This is a genomic window from Caldisericota bacterium, from assembly GCA_034717215.1.
GTDB lineage: Bacteria > Caldisericota > Caldisericia > Caldisericales > Caldisericaceae > UBA646.
In genome coordinates, this window is sequence record JAYELD010000180.1 from 1 (window position 1) to 3,524 (window position 3,524).

Annotated in this window: 4 protein-coding genes; all 4 read left to right on the forward strand. The window is 32.9% G+C overall.

Going from position 1 to position 3,524, the window contains the following annotated elements:
• The first annotated feature begins 194 nt into the window (after positions 1-194).
• On the forward strand, positions 195-1,049 hold the full coding sequence (locus tag U9Q18_07410; GenBank protein ID MEA3314186.1) for an ABC transporter ATP-binding protein: 855 nt from the start codon (positions 195-197) through the stop codon (positions 1,047-1,049).
• Between the two features lie 68 nt (positions 1,050-1,117).
• Positions 1,118-2,086, forward strand: coding sequence for an ABC transporter permease (locus U9Q18_07415; GenBank protein MEA3314187.1), 969 nt, complete (start codon positions 1,118-1,120; stop codon positions 2,084-2,086).
• A complete protein-coding gene (locus U9Q18_07420; protein MEA3314188.1) occupies positions 2,086-3,081 on the forward strand; it encodes an ABC transporter permease in 996 nt (331 codons plus the stop codon). Before U9Q18_07415 ends, U9Q18_07420 begins: the two co-directional genes overlap by 1 nt.
• A gap of 247 nt (positions 3,082-3,328) precedes the next feature.
• The coding region (locus tag U9Q18_07425; GenBank protein ID MEA3314189.1) for a hypothetical protein at positions 3,329-3,524 on the forward strand (196 nt) is incomplete at its 3' end.

Here is a 3,524-nt window from a genome sequence, read left to right on the forward strand (position 1 = left end):
TTACGAAGATGCTATGGAAAGAATCCTGGGAGCTAAAAAAGGAGCTATCAATATAGTCAACCGGGAAATGTTGAAAAATTTTCAAGAGAAATTGAAAACATAAAAGATTAAGGATAATTAAAGCGAAAAGTGTATCTATCTACTATGGAATCTATTATAAACAAAGTAAAAACAAGTCGAAGGGAGGAATGAAAATGATAAGTGTTAAGAATTTGTATCACGACTATACTGGGAAGGGGCAGTATGCGGTAAATGATGTGTCTTTTAACATTGAGAAAGGAGAGGTATTTGGATTTTTAGGACCAAGCGGTGCAGGCAAAAGTACTACGCAAAATATTATGACAGGTCTGCTAAAGCTACAAAAAGGTGAGGTGTTGTATGAAGGCAATTCTATTACAAAAATGAAGTCGGAATTTTATAACAACATAGGAGTTTGTTTTGAGTTTCACAATTTATACACAAAATTGACTGGCTATGAAAATCTAAAGTACTTTGCTGGTTTGTTTGATGTACCAACTGCTGACCCAATGGAACTACTGGATATGGTAGGATTGAGAGCTGACGCAAATAAAAGAGTTGCTAATTATTCAAAAGGCATGATGCAAAGAATAGTTTTTGCTCGTTCTTTAATTAACAACCCTAAAATACTCTATTTAGATGAGCCTACATCAGGACTTGATCCAACGACAGCGAGTCAAATCAGACAGTTGATAAAACGCAAAAAAGAAGAAGGTTGTACGATTTTTTTGACTACACATAATATGTTTGCAGCTGATGATCTTTGTGATAGAGTTGCTTTCCTGAATGAAGGAAAAATCGTAGCTATGGATACACCGAGAAACTTGAAAATGAAACATGGAGAAAAATCTGTAGTAGTCGAGTTTGCAGGTGAAAAGGGAATAAAAAAGTCAGTATTTTTCTTAGACAACGAAGAGGATAAAAAACAATTTAATAAAATTATCTTAAACAAGGAAGTTCAAACAATACATTCACAGGAGGCAACTCTAGAGCAAACATTCATTAAGTTGACCGGAAGGGGGCTCATATAATGAATAAACTTTTTAATTTATACGTTCAAGATATGAAATTACTTTTAAGAAACTCTTTTGCATGGCTAATGATGGGTACAATAATTATTTTTCTCATTTTGTATTATTTTGTAATAACAGATTCTATCGAACACGAAATAACTATGTACTTTGTAGACAATAGTACAGGTCAGATAATGAAGAGTGCGCTTGAGGGAAGAAATGTAGATAACGTAGTATTTATAAGTAATATTGAAGAACTTGAACAGCTTATTTTAGACAAAGAAACACAAGTGGGAATAGTTTTTGAAGGAACTATATATGAACCACATTTTACAATTGTTCACGGTGAAAATATGAGAGAAGAAAATGTGAACTTAATTAGTGCATCGCTTAAAAATATGATATTAAATATGGCGGGTGTTAGTATAGACGCTCAATACTCAACGAAATTTTTAGGGGATAGAGTAGAGCCAATTCCTCAAAATAAGATGTTGATACCTATATTTTTAACCTACGAAGTAATGATGTTTAGCTTTTTCCTAAGTGCAGTATTTATGTTTCAAGAAAAAGCTGAAGGAAGTATTAAAGCATATCGTATTACACCAACGGGTACAGCTATATATATCACGTCTAAAACTCTTACTTTTATCACAAAAGGGATTGTATATGCACTACTGTTAATATTTCTAACTTTAGGTTTTAAAGTTAATTTCTTAGCACTGATTCCTATATTAATACTAGGCATAGCACTATTCGGATTTATAGGAATGAGCATAGCTACATTTTTCAGCAACTTATCTGAATACATATTTGTAGCGATGGGTGTGGTAATAATAAGCATGCTACCAGTTTTTACAATTTTAATTCCTAGCTTTTCACCTTTTTATATTGAGTGGATACCGTCTTTTCCAGCACTACATAGCATGAAAGAAATATTGTTTCCTACGGGAATTGACTTAGGTAGACAAGTCATAACACTCGTAGGTATGAATATTATCGCATATGCATTATGTCACTTTCTTGTAACTAAGAAGCTGATGAAGGAGGGAGCATAATGAGAAAAATATGGAGTATGATTATAAAAGATTTCACTGTTGCAACAAGGGATCGTATGATGTTACTTATTATTTTCTATGCAGTGATTTTAGCATTCGTAATTAGAATATTTGTCCCGACTGTAGAAAGCACGCAGGTAAAATTCGCCGTATATGAAGGTGTTGGTGAGCAAGTGATAAGTCAAATTGAAGATTTCGGTGAAGTGGATTTATTTGATAGTGCGGAAAGTGTATATGATAGAGTAGAGAGAATTGATTCAATCGCTGGAGTAGTAATGGAAGGTGAAACAATTCAGCTAGTATTTGAAGGAAATGAGCCAGAAGGACTAATAGACACTTACAAAATGATACTAGCAGAAATTACTTCACCAGAAATACCAATTCCTATTGATTATAGGGCAACAGAAGAAAAAGGTTCACTATTGATGGATTTACTTACTGTAGTATTGGTAGTAATGGCTATTTTTGTTGGAGGAATTAGTGCAGGGTTCAACATAGTTAATGAAAAAGAAACGAAAGCTATTTGCGCAATAGCAATATCCCCGTTAAATTTTGGAAAATACATTATTAGCAAATATGCAACATCTCTATTTATTGGATTGTTTGGAACACTGTGCGCAGGCCTAATTCTGATGGGATTAACCATTGACTATGTGAAATTACTGTTAGTAGTAGTTTTTTCTGGGGCAATGGTAATAGCAACTTCAATGTTTTTAGGTGCTTTTGCCGAAAATGAAATGAGTGCATTAGTTCTACTAAAAGTTACAGGATGGCTATATATAATGGTTCCAATATTAACATTCTTTGTAAGTGAAAAATGGCAAGTTATATTTTATCCACTACCGATTTATTGGCAAGTTATGATGATAAAAAATGTTTTTCTTACAGAAGTACAAAAATTTGATTTCTGGTTTTCAGGTGTGATGACATTCGCAACAGGATTTGTGGTGCTTCTAATTTTGGGTAATATTTTCAGAAAAAAAGTTCGCATATGATACAAGGTCGTGTATTGTGGAGACGTTTCATTTAACACATTCTTGAGAGAAACGATTATATTTTTTAGGAGGTGAAAGTTCATGGAATGGTATTGGTGGGCATTAATAGGTGTAGGAGTAGTTAAAATTGTGTATATCCTGATTAAAAGAAGCAGCAAAAAATGAGGGACAAAAGCAAAAAATAATCTGAAAACGGGATAAGGGAGAACAATTCTCTTATCCCGTTCTTCTAGAAATCAATATATAGATGTATGATGAATTTCGTGACAATTTGAATGAAAATATTGGGTTAATTTTAGGTATGGTAAATTATGGAATTGATGAATTTTCTCAAATTAATTTAATGGCTATTTCCAGTATAAATGACGGGAGTATAATTATTATACCCGGATATCGTAATCAGTTGAGCAACAATCTAAGTTTTAATCTTAGTACTGCAATTT